Origin of the sequence: Paenibacillus endophyticus (assembly GCF_014192395.1) — a bacterium.
Classification (GTDB): domain Bacteria; phylum Bacillota; class Bacilli; order Paenibacillales; family Paenibacillaceae; genus Pristimantibacillus; species Pristimantibacillus endophyticus.
Genome location: NZ_JACHXW010000011.1, coordinates 96,642 through 109,625 on the forward strand (window position 1 = coordinate 96,642; position 12,984 = coordinate 109,625).

Sequence of the window (12,984 nt, forward strand, 5' to 3'; positions counted from 1 at the left end):
AGACATCGTAGAGAGAGCCTGAGGAAAAGAAAAGCCGAGTGAAAATCAGAGGAAGATCCTGATAGTCGGTCGGCTTAGTCGTAACATTTGCATGACGATTGGAGACATAAATTGATGGGGCATTTGCATCCCGTCTCCATTGTTATCACATCTTTATTCGATTTTTAGCAGAGGTTTATTACGAATATCACGGGTTTAATTGTTGGTTACATCGACTCGGCGCATCCCTACCACACTCTCCACATGAACCGTCCAAGGGAACATATCCACAGGAACAACCTCAACCGTCCGATAGCCGCCATCCTCCAGCACTCGCAAATCCCTTGCCAGCGTAGACGGATTGCAGCTGACATAAACAACCCGTTCCGGCTTCATCGCCAGAATCGTCTCGAGCAGCGCTGGGTCGCAGCCTTTGCGCGGAGGATCGACGACGATTACGTCCGCCGTTATCCCTTCCTTGCGCCAGCGCGGAATGACGACCTCTGCTGGTCCAGCCTCAAACGATGCGTTGGTGATACTGTTCAATGCCGCATTACGGGCAGCATCCTCGATCGCTTCCGGCACAATCTCTACGCCATAGACGCGCCCAGCCTGACGGGCGAGGAACAACGAGATCGTACCGATGCCGCAATAGGCATCGATGACGGTTTCCGTTCCCGTCAATCCGGCGTACTCCACCGCTTTGTGGTAGAGCTGAGCGGTCTGCATCGGGTTCACTTGGTAGAAAGACCGAGCTGAGATTGCGAAGCGAATGCCGTCAAGCTCGTCATAGATAACCTCGCTGCCCCAGAGAACGCGCGTCTCATCGCCGAATATAACGTTTGTATTTCGCTCATTCACGTTCTGAACGATGCTCTTCACGTTTGGCAGCTCCGCGCGAATGCGCTTGACCCATTCCTCCGCCGCAGGCAGCTTCTTGACATTAGTGACCAGAACGACCATCATCTCACCCGTAATGACGCCGGTCCGCGCCATCACATGGCGAAGCACGCCCCGGCCCGACGCCTCATCATAAGGCGTCGCTCCGAGCTCACGGCCGATTCGCTTCACTACGCGAATAACCTCATCATTGTCCTCATGCTCAATCAGGCAATCATCCATATCGATAATTCTGTGGCTGCCCCTGGCATAGAACCCTGCAATCAACTTTCCATCCTGAGCGCTGGTGCCGATCGGAACGGAAGCTTTATTCCGGTAACGCCATGGCTCGACCATTCCAATGGTTGGATGAACCACAATCCCGCCTGACGCTTGTTCCTCATTCGCAGCAGCCGCGCCTTCGCTGGCTACGCTCAGTTTCCCGATCCGCACGAGGTTGTCCACCACATGCTGCCGCTTCCACTCAAGCTGCGCAGGGTAATCGAAATGCTGAAGCTGGCAGCCTCCGCATTCCTTATAAATATCACAAGGCGCCTCGATCCGCGAAGGGCTTGCTTGCACCAGCTCCTCCAATCGCGCATAGCCATATTGCTTCTTCACCTTCATCACTTTGGCGCGAACGCGCTCACCGGGAAGCGCTCCCTGTATAAAAAGGGTAAAGCCCTCTGCGCGGCCTACCCCTTCCCCATCATGCGTCAGGCCGATAATATCGACGGTGACTTCTTCATTTTTTTGAAAAGGAGCATCTACCGGAGCCGCCGCTGCACCAGAGCCTGCTGCACCGCGCGATCTCCCTTTGCCGCCTCTGCTTCTTCCTTTATTCATAAACTCTCTCCGCTCTATCTTCAATGCTGTTGCTTGCCTTCTATCTTCCATTGTGCCCTAAATGGCCCATTCATCCTCAGTTATCGGTAGGTTGATGTACCCGTCTCATCCGCAAAAATACGCAAATGCGATGGCAGCACCGAGAATGTGCACGGCAGTACCCCGCCATATTCGCCATCGAGATTGATCTGTACGTAATCAGGCGTCGTCACCTTCAGCTCATCCGTACGGAAATGAATCACATGCGGATCGTTCAGATGCTCGCCGCGCAGCGCAAGCGTCACCAGCTTGATAAACTCAGGCAGGTTGCATTTGCGGATAAGCAGGACATCCAGCAAACCGTCATCAAGCTTGGAATCTGGCGCAAGACGCTCGAATCCGCCTACGGAATTGCTGTTGCAGATGAGGAACATCATAAACTCATCATGAAACTCACCGACGCCAGCCGCTTGAAAGGTCAGCTCTGTCGGTCTCAGGCGGGTCATTTTCTCCATGCCCTTCATATAATAAGCCAGCTGGCCAATCATCGTCTTCAGCTTGCTCGGCACATCATAGGTAAGTTCGGTCAAAGAGCCCCCGCCGGCAATGTTTATAAAATAACGCTCGTTCGCCTTCCCGACATCAATCGGGCGGCTGTATTGCTGAATGATCAAATCGACGGCGTACTCCCAGTGCTTCGGAATGCCCATCGCCCGTGCAAAATCATTCGTCGTACCTACGGGCAAAATGCCGAGTGGAGGACAGTTTTCCTTGCCGGCGAGTCCGTTGATAACCTCATAAAGCGTACCGTCGCCGCCCGCTGCAATAATCATGTCATAGCCGCGGTCAGCCGCTTCCGCTGCAGCAAGCGTAGCATCTCCTTCTCCAATCGTCGCATGGCAGCTCGTCTCGATGCCGCCTTGCTCTAGCCGCTGAAGGATGTCAGGCAGACGCTTTTTCATTTCTTCTCTTCCCGATGACGGGTTATAAATCAGTCTCGCCCGCTTGATTGCCATGTCGGCTCCACCCCTAACGATCCATTCATCCTAGCTTATATGTTAACTTTATATGCTTTAGCTTTTATCTAAACGCTGCAGACCCTCTTCCATCTGACGGGTAAGCCAGCTTTCAATCGCGCTGCTCGGCAGCATCGCCTTGCCGTTGTACCGGTAAGAAAGCCCCTCGAGCCGCGTCGGTATAACATGATTCGTGAAATAGCCCCGGCTTAGAAACAACGGCACGACAATTACCGTTTCCTCAGGATTCGCTATCTGCATCGCAGCAAGCTTCGCAGCTGCTTGGTCGGGAAGCAGCATCGCATGTTCTGCGCGCCTATAGCCGCCATGCGTTCGCAAGCGCTCACCAAGCTTCATCAAGCCTGCTTGCCAGCGTTCATGAAATACGGGTTCTTTGCTGCCGTGTCCGATAAGCAGCAGCGCTTCCTTCTCGCGTGCTTCTGAGAGCTCGGCAATATTCGCCGCAAGCAGCTCGGCGATCTCTGGGTCATCATCTATCGGCTCGCCATACACTACATTCGCTGCGACACGAAATAGACCAAGATCTCCTTCGAGATCTGTCAGCCAAGGGAAGCCGAACGCTTGCCCGATTTCATCCACATGCGTACTGCCGGACGAAATAAACAGAGGCAATACGAATAGATCCGTAACACCCTGATGCTCAAGCGCATCAATGCCATCCTGAATAAGCCGTCCCTCCACAATTTCGAGAAACGACGATACGATTGGAATATGTAATAAGCGAGGTGAAGCCGCTGCCCTCGTTATGGCATCATCAACCAGCTTAACCCACGCCTCTTCCCGAGAGCCGTGACTAATCACGAGAATGCCTGGCTTCATCGAAGGACTACCTACCTTCCGAGACGCTCTAAAGCCATTTTATACCCATCATTGCCATAGTTCAAACAACGCTTCACCCTTGAAATCGTTGCCGTGCTCGCGCCAGTTTCTGCTTCAATTGCATTGTATGTACTGCCCTTGCCAAGCATGCGCGCTACTTCAAGCCTTTGGGACATGGACTGAATCTCATTCACCGTGCACAGATCATCAAAAAACACATAACATTCCTCGACTGACTTTAATGTAAGAATCGCTTCGAATAATTGATCTATTGCTTTATCGTTCAGCTTTTTAAGCTGCATGTGTATTCACTCCTATTAAAACTAATGTTACTATTGTATCTTTTTTAACCGTTTTTTTCAAACATTACCGTATTCACGCATTGCAGCTGAGATGATGGTCCTAGCGCCCTGCAGACAGGCATGCGCATACAAGCACAGGGCATTTATCTATAAAAAATTCCAAAACCCGTGACATTCGTCCAATCCGTATGTTCGCCTATCCCATAGACTGTTATAAAAGAAGGGTTGTGATCCGTGTGAATTATCGCAATAATCCCGGCAGCGGCAGCCAGCAGTACGACTGGCACGGCGGCCACCGGCAGGCGCAAGCCCAGCCGAGCAAGTCGTCCGGCGCGAAGTCGAGCGGCTTCAGCTTTGGCGGGGACCTCCCTACCATGCCTCCTGCAGCACCAGAGCCGTCAGCGCAGGATATCCTGCCCGCGGTTTTACCGGAAGCGTCGGCCGATGTGGTCGAAACGCCCGCCAGCACCAAAGCAAGCGGCTTCTCCCTTGCCAGCCTAGGCGAGATCAAAGGCTTCGTCGACCGAATCGGCGGAATAGACGGCATTCTTACGACGGTTACGAAAGTACAGAAGGTTATGTCCAGCGTCTCACAGATGGCCCCTCTTGTGAAAGTGCTTATGGGCTCATTCGGTAAAAAATCGTCAAGCTCGTCTGAGGATGACGATGAAGGTGAATGGAAACCAAAACGCCGGAAGCGTCGCAAACCCACTTCAGGCTCAGGCAGCGGGAACAATGGCGTGCGCCGCCGCAAGCCCAAACGCCGCAGGTAATTTACGAATGTTCCGTTCACATACGTTTTGGATATAAGTAAGCTGCATCCTTCCAAATGAAGCACCTCGGCTATCAGCAATACATGCTGATAGCCGAGGTGTATTTATTGAAGCGTTTATTCACAATTTCACACATCGAATATGAAGTTATCCGGCTGTGGATAACATAAACCGCATCCTATCCACAGTCATTATCACATATTCTCTGCTCATTAACCAGAATCGCCTGTGCACAAGCGCAACCTTCGACAACCTTCGCCAGCTTTATTGCCTATTCCATGCACAGCTGTTCATGCGATGTGAATATCCTTTTGACTGCTTAGGTGATTTTAGCCAAAAAATGCGTTCATCCACAGCTCGGCTCCCTTAATCACCAGGTCTTGCTAAGCCTATGGCGATTCCATGCACAGCTGTTATTAACTATGTGAATATACGCAATTTTCGCGCCATTTCGATAATAGTTGTCCACAGCTTCCAAGACAACACAAAAAATAGTGAGGAGAAGCTCATTCCCCACGAGCTTTCGCTCATGGCGAGTGAGGTTTTCCTCACTATCCGGTTCACTCCTTCTATAGGAAGAAGAAATGAATAATCCAATAGAAGAACATCGCCATTAACACCGTAATCGGAATCGTGATGATCCAGGCGACAATGATACGTCCCGCAACTCCCCATTTCACGGCAGAGAAGCGCTTCGCGCTGCCTACGCCCAGAATGGACGAGGTGATAACATGCGTCGTACTAACGGGCAGGTGAATCATCGTTGCTGTCAATATAACGACAGCGGAACCAATATCTGCGGCAAAGCCGTTAATCGGCTCAATTTTGAAAATTTTCGTACCCATGGTCTTAATAATTTTCCAGCCGCCAACCGATGTGCCGAGTGCCATAGCGGTCGCCGCGGAAATTTTAACCCAAAGCGGTACGTCCATTGTCGTTTGAACATCCGAGGCTACGAGCGCAAATACGATAATACCCATCGCTTTCTGCGCGTCGTTCGTGCCGTGCGAGAACGATTGGAACGCCGCGGTAATAATCTGACCAAATCGGAAGCCTTTGTTCACTTGATGCGGGCTCGACTTGGCAAATATTAATTTCAGTATCCACATGATGATAAAGCCCGCAGAGAACGCGATAAGCGGCGAGAAGATAAGTGCTTGAACGATCTTAATCAATCCGCCGCCATTAATTGCGCTCATGCCTGCTCCGCCGATTACGGCACCCGCCAGGGAACCGATCAATGCATGTGAAGATGAGGACGGAATGCCGAACCACCAGGTGAGCAAGTTCCAAGCAATCGCGGACAAGAGTGCCGCTATTACGATCGGAACCCCCTGCTCAAGCTCAGCGGGATTCGCAACGCCTTTCCCGATTGTAGCCGCGACACCCGTAAAGGTAATTGCACCAACGAAGTTCATCACGGCAGCCATCACGATGGCAACCCTCGGCTTCAAGGCCCGGGTCGATACGGCTGTTGCAATGGCATTAGCCGTATCATGGAAACCATTTATAAAATCAAACGAAAGCGCTAGAAAGACGACAATCCATAGAACCATTAAATCCATTGTGAAAGACTCCTACTCTCCAGATTAGCTGTTACGCATAATGATCGATTCCAGCGTATTGGCAACATCTTCGCAGAAGTCGGTCGTTTGCTCCAGCATCTCGTAAATCTCTTTGCGCTTCATCAGCTCAATTGGATCTTTGACATTCGTGAATAAGCTTTTAATGCAGACACGCAGCAGGTCATCAGCTTGGTTCTCCAGCTCATTAAGCGCAATGTTAGGCTCGCGAATGGCAAGCAGTTTGCGCTCCGTAAGCAGGTAGATCGCCTTCTTGATTTGGTGAGAGGAACGAACAAGAATATCGCCGAATAGGGTTATGTACTCATCCTTCTCCCGAATATTGTACATTTCAAAACGTGATGCGCAAGCTTCAATGCCGTCAAGCACATCGTCAAGCGAGGACGTAAGGGCCATAATATCTTCGCGCTCAATCGGAGTGATGAACGTTTTGTTCAGCTCTTTCAAAATCGTGTGTACATGTTTGTCGCACTTGCTCTCGTATTCCTTCATGGTCTTGGCGAAAGCCGAAACATCCGACAGGTCTGACAAGCCTTTGCCGAAGTACTCAACGGCCTCGACGATTGCGTCAGCCATCTCCTCGAACGTCTTAAAGAAAATATCCTTTTTCTTGAACATCGTAATCCCCTTTACACGACTTGATGTTTAGGCGTACTGCTATGAGCCCACAATATCTTAACATAGTTTACATGTGAATTGTTAAGAGAATGTAAAGGTTTTATGAAAAGTTTTAGATTTTCAAAATAAATATAAAAAAGACGCGATCCCGCTTACGGGATTGCGTCCTTTTTACACCTTGGAAGCCCATCCGTTAACGCCTGTTAACAGTGTCTCCAATGTGCTACGTTTGTACCCAAGAAACATGGCTTTCGAAAGTGGGATTGTTCGGCACGATATGAAAGAAGGTTTTTCCGGGAACAAAAGGCAATTCTGCTCCATCCTTAACGATTCGAATCATGCCGTCCGGCGCCCTCACCCAATCCGCTTCGATGGCCTTCCCCTTCTGGAAGAGAATAGCAGGTCCCTCGCTCGCCATATCTACAGCTAACCGTCCCTCATTATCCAGCGTCTTATGATTGGCTCCAAGCACGACCAGATTCGTTCCGGACAGCTGCTCATTGTTGTTCAGATCGATATGCGGCTTGCCTCCGATTGAGCGCTTGTACAATCCCGCAGCAGAATCGTACAAGTAACCTACACTATAATTTTTGAGCAAAAAAGAAATGGTAATGTCCGAAGCTGGCACTCCCGCTTCCGTGGAGCCCGCTTCCGCAAACGTATACGGCGGGACCTGCTTATCCAAGCTGTATTTTTTCTTCTCCGCGCCCGTGCGAAGCTTCTCCAAACTTGAATACAAATTATGCGGCGCTTTCCGCTCCTTGCTTCTCCAGAAATAGCTGCCAGCATTCGAGATTTCATCCAAATAAGGCTTTCCCTGACGCTGCAGAACTGCATAACCGTCCGTGCTCGCGCCTGCGTGGGCAAGCACGGCTCCGTAGCTGTCGCCAATGTCTATGAGATAAGGCCTTATGCTTCGAATGGGTCCTATCGTATCGGTTAAGGCAGCTGTGCTCTGAAATACGGCAATCAAACGCGTGATGCCGCCCTCAGCGAGCACCTCCCACACCACATCGGCGTTCGAAAGTCCGGACTGCGGCCTTGCTGCGGCAAAATTGTTAATCATCACGACAATCGGCCTTGCTTCTGCCGGCTTCTCCAGCTTGAGCCCGGTGAGCGGCGCTTCATACGGCAGAGGCGCCTTTTCTATCGTCTCTGCTGTGCTGCTCGGTGAAACGCTGCTCTCTGGCTCAGGCGGCGTATGGCTGTTCCCGCCATTGCCCCCGCTGCATGCGGAGAGTAGGAGGGTTAGTGATAATAGCAGCGTCACTGCCGAATTCCGGATTTGTTTATCCATATGTTAACCTGCCTTTTCCGCGCTAAATCTAGCATGATTTCGTTTTCACATTAGATTCATTTAAACATAATTTGGAGAGGTTGTCTCGACAAAAATGTTGATAACCTGATTAGAAAACCCATAAATTGCACATGGTAACGATATCTCCTGCCAGAAAGAGGGTGCTGCTATGAACAGGAGAAACGGACTCATCAGCATTTGGTTATCCTTCTCGATCTTATTGCTAAGCGCGGGACTCGTGTCCCATGTCATGTCTATCCCGTTGATTCTTGGCGTAGCCAAGCGCGATTCCTGGCTGTCGGTTATTTGCGCCGCACCGTTCTTTTTGCTGTGGGTGCTTATCTTATTCGGCATATTGAAGCAGCTTCACGGCGAACGCCTTCCAGATTGGCTGGAGAGACAATTCGGCATCGTTCCGTCTTGGATCTTTCGGTTATCGGCGGTAATGCTCCTCTTTGTTTCTGCTTCCTACACGCTGCACGATACATCCGCCTGGACAGTAGCCACCTATATGCAGCAGACGCCTTTTTCCGTCGTTATTGTTACTGCAACGGTTGTATCCATGCTTGCTGCATATGCCGGGCTGCGCACGATTGCCATGACATCGAGCATTCTGCTCCCGCTAGTCATTGTGCTAGGTTATTTCGTATCCATAGCCAACACGAAGTACAAAGATTACAGCCTGCTGTTTCCTATTCTCGAACATGGTCCACAACCGGCCATTAACGGCATGTTTTATGCACTGGCAGGACTCATGGAGCTATGGGTGCTGCTGCTGTTCCAGCACCAGCTTCGCAGTAAAATGCGCTGGTGGCATCTCATGCTGCTCGCCTTGTTCATGCTAGGCATGGTCATTGGTCCCACGATCGGCGCCATCACGGAATTCGGCCCGCTTGAAGCCGCCAAGCAGCGGCACACCGCCTTTGAACAGTGGAAGATTGTCAATATCGGCAAGCTGCTGCAGCATGTCGATTTCCTATCGATCTATCAATGGCTCTGCGGCTCTTTTGCCAGAATTGCCATTTCCCTATATTTAATGACCGATATGCTTAACATTCGTAAACCGAGAAAGCGGCTGCTTTCGCTAGCTATTTTCTCTCTATTGATTACAATCATCGCGTTCTATCCTTGGCGCGACCAAGATACGCTCGCGTTTTTGACCCGCGTTTATTTCCCTGTGAGCGCTGTGTATGTAACGGCACTGACCTTCTTTCTAGCATTCACGCTGCTGCTCCGAAGCTCAAGAAAGGAGAAAACGATCCGTGACCCCGAACAGTAATGAATCTGCCGAATTTTTGGATGAGCACAAGCTTCGCGCTTGGTTTGCATCCTCCAATGACGTAATGGTCAACACCCAGATGTACGGATCGGCCCCCGCCTCGGTTCAAGCCGTATTCATTTATTGCATGGGGATGACTGATACCAAAATCATTAACGATGTCATCATGCCTGAGCTTGGCGAGCTATTCGAGCAGACCCGCTTCCTCAGGCGGGAGGATATGCAGCGCAGCGCCAAGCTGCAATGGCATTCCCATGACTTGGCGCATCAAGCACTGGATCGCAAGATGCTTGCTTCCTACGTGTTCGAGGGGCATCTCATCTTCTGCGTGCCGTCGCTGCAATCGTTATGGACCATAAATATCGAGAACTTCCCGAACCGTGAGCCAAACGAATCGTCTACGGAGGTATCGATTCGGGGACCTAAGGATGGCTTTGTCGAGCAGGTCGCCATTAACGTCTCCCTTATCCGAAGACGATTACGGTCGGATATGCTCGCTTGCCAATATTACGTAATCGGTTCCAGGACGCTTACCAAAACAGCTCTGCTCTATATCGAAGATATCGCGGATCAAGAGATGATCACCCATATCAACCATAAGCTTAACGCAATCAGCGTGGAGAAGCTTATTTCCATCGGAGAGCTTGAAGAGATGCTTGATCCCGCGCTGTTCACCTTGTTTCCGGCCAATGATTATACTGGCCGTCCCGATTTCGCGGCGGAATGCTTATTGAATGGCCGCTTCATCATTCTGGTTGACGGCAATCCGACCTGTATCATTGCACCTGTGAACTTGTTCCTGCTCATGAAATCGCCCGAGGATGCCTATTTTCCCGCCATGTCTGCTAACATGGGGCGTATTCTTAGGTTTGTAGGTTTACTCATGACCATTTTTCTGCCCGGGTTGTATATTGCCCTCACTACCTTTCACACGGATCAAGTTCCATTCCCGCTGCTTGCTACCATTTCATCGGGCCGGCACGGACTGCCAATGGAATCGCCGCTGGAAATGTTTTTTATCATGTGCTTGATGGAGCTGTTCCGTGAAGCCGGCGTGAGGCTGCCAAGTTCCATCGGCCAGACTTTGACTGTCGTTGGAGGCTTAATTATCGGGGATGCAGCTATCCGAGCAGGCATGATATCTCCGCTTATGATCGTCGTAACGGCGATTACCGTCGTATCCGGCTCGACACTCGTCAATCAGGTGCTCACGAGCACAACGATACTGCTTCGATTCGCTTCTTTTTTTATGGCGTCGATACTCGGGATGTACGGGTTTATTCTTTCTATAATCCTATTTGTCATCTATTTAACGACGATACAATCCTATGGCGTTCCCTATCTGGCTCCCGCCGCTCCGCTTAACATAAAGCAGCTAGCCGTTTCCATTCTGAAGCTGCCCTTTAGACTGAACAAACGAAGACCTGATTACTTGCATACGCAGAAGCCTAGAAAGGATGGGAATGAGCCATGATTAGAAGGGTCCGCCTCCTTGCGTTGCTTGGCGCTTTGGCTGCCATTCTCACCTTGCCCGGCTGCTGGAGCGCTACCGAAATCCAAAGCGTCAGCTATGTCAAAGCGATGGGCATTGATTTCGTGGATAATCAATTCAACGTGTACATACAGCTGCTCGATTTCTCGAACATCGCCAAGACGGAGGCAGGCGGCAAAGCGAATGAACAGGCGGTCGTTTGGATCGGAAAAGGCAAAGGTGAATCACTTATCTCCGCGATCACCGATCTGTTCAAAACAGCGCAATTCAAGCTCTCGTGGGGGCATGTATCGTCTATTATTTTGACGGAGCGCGCCCTCAAGGCGAAGGGGGACAGCCTTGCGGAGATGATCAACCGCTATCCGGAAATTCGCTATAACGCGTGGATTTACGGTACGCGTTCACCGCTTGAAAAGCTGCTGGCGGCAACGCCTTTCTTCAAGCTGTCGCCGCTGGCTTCGATCATGCATGATCCGCAGAGCAACTATGAGCAGAATTCAACCTATCCGCCCATGCTGTTTTTCAAATACATCTCCATCTTCAACGAGCCGTCAGCCACAGCCTATTTGCCAAGCCTCAGCTTGAACGACACACAGTGGCATGAGAGTCAGATAGGCAAGCCGATGCTCATGATTAACGGCGCTTTTTTTGAATATGGCAACCAAATCAAAGGATTTATATCACGCGCTAAGCTTGAAGGTTACCACTGGCTCGTACCCAGCATGGAAAGCGCTCCGCTCATCCTAAAGAAAGATGGGAAGGTATATGGGCAGCTCATCATCCTGCGTCCGAAAATCAAAATTACTCCGCTCGTACGAGGAGAAGACGTTCGATTCCGTATTAAGGTTAGCTATGTGGGGGGCATGTTTGAATACCTCGCGGAAATGCCCTATTCAGAGATGATGCAATTAGCCGAGGATACGATTAAAAAGCAAATTATGGACACCTACAAAGAAGGCTTGAAGATCGGTGTCGACCCCTTTGAGCTTGGCCATAAGCTGCGCTTAAAGCATCCCAAGCTGTGGAAGAAGCTGTCGAACGACGGCAAGGAGCTCGTTATCCACGCCAACTCCATTGAAGCGCTCAACGTGAAAGTAAATATTATCTATAACGGCAAATTCAAACGGCAGGTCAAATAAAGAGGCAAGCTCCTACATGCAGAGCTTGCCTCTTATTTGTTATATGCTCCAGTGATGCCATTCTTCCTGCTGCTTATCCAGGCCGTTCAGCCAATCTGAGGTTACCCGGATCGCTTCCTCCTGATGGCTGCTGGTGGAATACGTATGATTCGCTTGAAAAATAATTTCCTTGTCGCATATTCCATCACTGCGTGTCCAGAACACCTTCTGGTACAGGAAGCTGTAATCGACGGGAATGAGCTCATCGCTCGTTCCGTGTACGAGCAGTACCTCGCCTCCGAATCTCGTGGCCGCTTGGAACGGCTGATGCTGAAGCAGCGATTCGAAGAAAACGGGCTGCAGCGTGTAGCCTTGATAGTCCGAGCTGCCTGCCGTAACCGCATCATCATAGCTGCTGCGACCGACAATTCGTACGATATCATTGAATGGGTAAGCAACCGGCGACCAAAGCACAAGCCGCTTGGCGCGCTTATCCTTAACTGCCGTCATAATCGCAACCGCACCCCCTAGGCTATGTCCAAGCAATACAATTCTACGCGGGTCAACGCATTCCATACTGGCGATATAATCGATCGCGCTTCTTGTCTGGTCAACCATGGAATCAAAGCCAAGCGAACCATAGTCGCCGTTGCTCTCTCCGCAGCCGCCGTAGTCAAAACGCAGAACGTAAGAGCCTTGCGCTGCTAGCGCGCGAGAAGTTTTCACGAACAATCGATCCACGCCGACGCGCGAGCCAATAAATCCATGACAAATGATAATCGCTTGTCGTTTCTCAGATTCTGTTTTGTTTCCGTCAGTAGGGTAATGCAGCGTTGCCGCAAGCTCAAGCTCGTTATGTCGCAGCGTCAAGTGCTTTTCCATCCAGCCAACCTCCCAATCTCAATATATAATAATTCCTACCCGTTTACTTTGATTTAATTAAAGCCATAATAGCATCCATGCTCTATCCCTGTCAATCTCGG

At 50.4% G+C, this 12,984-nt stretch carries 12 protein-coding genes; 4 read left to right on the top strand and 8 right to left on the bottom strand.

The features are described 5' to 3' along the window. Window positions 1–195: 195 nt before the first annotated feature. The 4 genes from rlmD to FHS16_RS18220 all read right to left on the bottom strand — a co-directional run bounded on the left by rlmD (window position 196) and on the right by FHS16_RS18220 (window position 3,841). Complete coding sequence (rlmD, locus tag FHS16_RS18205) at window positions 196–1,704, bottom strand: 23S rRNA (uracil(1939)-C(5))-methyltransferase RlmD (protein ID WP_183565634.1); 1,509 nt, start codon at window positions 1,702–1,704, stop codon at window positions 196–198. 80 nt (window positions 1,705–1,784) lie between these two features. Further along, window positions 1,785–2,693, bottom strand: coding sequence for a diacylglycerol kinase (locus tag FHS16_RS18210; RefSeq protein WP_183565920.1), 909 nt, complete (start codon window positions 2,691–2,693; stop codon window positions 1,785–1,787). A 63-nt stretch (window positions 2,694–2,756) separates the two neighbouring features. Further along, window positions 2,757–3,539 (bottom strand): sirohydrochlorin chelatase, encoded by a 783-nt coding sequence (locus FHS16_RS18215; RefSeq protein WP_183565638.1) that lies wholly within the window; start codon window positions 3,537–3,539, stop codon window positions 2,757–2,759. An 11-nt stretch (window positions 3,540–3,550) separates the two neighbouring features. Next, window positions 3,551–3,841: a YerC/YecD family TrpR-related protein gene (locus FHS16_RS18220; protein WP_183565641.1), complete on the bottom strand. Its 291-nt coding sequence runs from the start codon at window positions 3,839–3,841 to the stop codon at window positions 3,551–3,553. Between the two features lie 236 nt (window positions 3,842–4,077). Between FHS16_RS18220 and FHS16_RS18225 the strand changes: the two genes are divergently transcribed. After that, window positions 4,078–4,614: a tyrosine protein kinase gene (locus tag FHS16_RS18225; RefSeq protein WP_183565643.1), complete on the top strand. Its 537-nt coding sequence runs from the start codon at window positions 4,078–4,080 to the stop codon at window positions 4,612–4,614. A 569-nt stretch (window positions 4,615–5,183) separates the two neighbouring features. Here FHS16_RS18225 and FHS16_RS18230 read toward each other — a convergent pair. The 3 genes from FHS16_RS18230 to FHS16_RS18240 form a co-directional block, all read right to left on the bottom strand. Further along, window positions 5,184–6,179 carry an inorganic phosphate transporter gene (locus tag FHS16_RS18230; RefSeq protein ID WP_183565646.1) on the bottom strand — a complete coding sequence of 332 codons (996 nt, stop codon included), beginning with the start codon at window positions 6,177–6,179 and terminating at the stop codon, window positions 5,184–5,186. Window positions 6,180–6,203: 24 nt separating this feature from the next. Beyond that, on the bottom strand, window positions 6,204–6,815 hold the full coding sequence (locus FHS16_RS18235) for a DUF47 domain-containing protein (RefSeq protein ID WP_183565649.1): 612 nt from the start codon (window positions 6,813–6,815) through the stop codon (window positions 6,204–6,206). Between the two features lie 223 nt (window positions 6,816–7,038). Next, complete coding sequence (locus FHS16_RS18240; RefSeq protein WP_183565652.1) at window positions 7,039–8,112, bottom strand: DUF3048 domain-containing protein; 1,074 nt, start codon at window positions 8,110–8,112, stop codon at window positions 7,039–7,041. Between the two features lie 169 nt (window positions 8,113–8,281). On the opposite strand from FHS16_RS18240, the gene FHS16_RS18245 reads away from it, so the two are divergent. The 3 genes from FHS16_RS18245 to FHS16_RS18255 are packed head-to-tail and all read left to right on the top strand — an operon-like array spanning window position 8,282 to window position 12,022. Then, window positions 8,282–9,391: an endospore germination permease gene (locus FHS16_RS18245; RefSeq protein WP_183565655.1), complete on the top strand. Its 1,110-nt coding sequence runs from the start codon at window positions 8,282–8,284 to the stop codon at window positions 9,389–9,391. Further along, entirely contained in the window at window positions 9,375–10,865 is a 1,491-nt protein-coding gene (locus FHS16_RS18250; RefSeq protein WP_312890966.1) for a spore germination protein, read from the top strand. Before FHS16_RS18245 ends, FHS16_RS18250 begins: the two co-directional genes overlap by 17 nt. Then, the gene (locus FHS16_RS18255) at window positions 10,862–12,022 is read left to right on the top strand and encodes a Ger(x)C family spore germination protein (protein ID WP_183565659.1); all 1,161 of its coding nucleotides are present in this window, start codon (window positions 10,862–10,864) and stop codon (window positions 12,020–12,022) included. The genes FHS16_RS18250 and FHS16_RS18255 overlap by 4 nt, the downstream gene beginning before the upstream one ends. Window positions 12,023–12,061: 39 nt before the next feature. Here FHS16_RS18255 and FHS16_RS18260 read toward each other — a convergent pair whose 3' ends face one another. Continuing rightward, window positions 12,062–12,883 carry an alpha/beta hydrolase gene (locus FHS16_RS18260; protein WP_183565664.1) on the bottom strand — a complete coding sequence of 274 codons (822 nt, stop codon included), beginning with the start codon at window positions 12,881–12,883 and terminating at the stop codon, window positions 12,062–12,064. Between the last annotated feature and the right edge of the window lie 101 nt (window positions 12,884–12,984).

Excerpts from the sequence above, each read along its gene's own strand:
- FHS16_RS18215 (WP_183565638.1), bottom strand. The coding sequence starts at position 3,539 with ATGAAGCCAGGCATTCTCGTGATTAGTCACGGCTCTCGGGAAGAGGCG.
- FHS16_RS18230 (WP_183565646.1), bottom strand. The coding sequence starts at position 6,179 with ATGGATTTAATGGTTCTATGGATTGTCGTCTTTCTAGCGCTTTCGTTT.
- FHS16_RS18220 (WP_183565641.1), bottom strand. The coding sequence starts at position 3,841 with ATGCAGCTTAAAAAGCTGAACGATAAAGCAATAGATCAATTATTCGAA.
- rlmD (WP_183565634.1), bottom strand. The coding sequence starts at position 1,704 with ATGAATAAAGGAAGAAGCAGAGGCGGCAAAGGGAGATCGCGCGGTGCA.
- FHS16_RS18255 (WP_183565659.1), top strand. The coding sequence starts at position 10,862 with ATGATTAGAAGGGTCCGCCTCCTTGCGTTGCTTGGCGCTTTGGCTGCC.
- FHS16_RS18235 (WP_183565649.1), bottom strand. The coding sequence starts at position 6,815 with ATGTTCAAGAAAAAGGATATTTTCTTTAAGACGTTCGAGGAGATGGCT.
- FHS16_RS18245 (WP_183565655.1), top strand. The coding sequence starts at position 8,282 with ATGAACAGGAGAAACGGACTCATCAGCATTTGGTTATCCTTCTCGATC.
- FHS16_RS18260 (WP_183565664.1), bottom strand. The coding sequence starts at position 12,883 with ATGGAAAAGCACTTGACGCTGCGACATAACGAGCTTGAGCTTGCGGCA.
- FHS16_RS18240 (WP_183565652.1), bottom strand. The coding sequence starts at position 8,112 with ATGGATAAACAAATCCGGAATTCGGCAGTGACGCTGCTATTATCACTA.